The following is a 228-nucleotide window of genomic DNA, read 5'->3' on the forward strand; positions in this document are numbered from 1 at the left end:
GCTGCATCCGGCAGGGCAGTTGCTGTCTGGCTGCTGGGTGCTGCCTGCCTTTTGCCCTTCGAAGTGTCGGCCGAGCGCGCGTCCGGTGCCATTGACCTGAATACATTCGGGCGTCTGCCTGAAGACTTCGAGGCGCATTTTTTCGATGTGCCACTTGCCGTGCGGGTGGAGCTGGATCAACGCTACCTCGGCGATGCCATGGTGGTGCTGAGCCGTGATAACCGTGTG

General features: G+C 61.4%; 1 protein-coding gene. It reads left to right on the forward strand.

Features of this window, described 5'->3' with window-relative positions; translation table 11 throughout:
* The coding region (locus SB754_RS23495) for a hypothetical protein (RefSeq protein ID WP_410784637.1) at nucleotides 1-228 on the forward strand (228 nt) is incomplete at both ends.

Origin of the sequence: Leifsonia sp. SIMBA_070 (genome assembly GCF_046534635.1) — a bacterium.
GTDB lineage: Bacteria > Actinomycetota > Actinomycetes > Actinomycetales > Microbacteriaceae > Leifsonia.